The sequence below is a fragment of the Sporomusa sp. genome, from assembly GCF_057736855.1.
In genome coordinates this window covers 3,910-4,212 of record NZ_JBYKYF010000035.1, presented here as the reverse complement: position 1 = coordinate 4,212, position 303 = coordinate 3,910, and the positions used below count along the sequence as shown (strand labels likewise).

At 44.6% G+C, this 303-nt stretch carries 1 protein-coding gene; it reads right to left on the bottom strand.

All coding sequences use genetic code 11. From position 1 onward, the window contains the following. Window positions 1-303, bottom strand: a 303-nt coding sequence (locus AC29Z1_RS03985) for a hypothetical protein (RefSeq protein ID WP_488270168.1), incomplete at both ends; no start/stop codon positions are given.

Here is a 303-nt window from a genome sequence, read left to right as displayed (position 1 = left end):
AATTAAGCCTGTCAACGAACCGGCTGCAATGATATACCAGGTTGAGGAAAAACTGCCTGTAGTATCGATTGCCCAGCCGATCACCATCGGAGAAATCATAGCGGCAATTTGGTAAATAAAGTTAGTTGTGCCGATGGCTGTTGCGGCCCAGGCTTTGCCAGCGACATCGGTAACCAGGATATTTAATGGTGAATTAACAAGATAGGAAACATAACCGAGAAGGAACGCCATGATCATCAGCACTGCATAGGATTGCAGGTATCCGAAAATAATGGTGAGCGGAATTTGGATTAAAAAAGACCA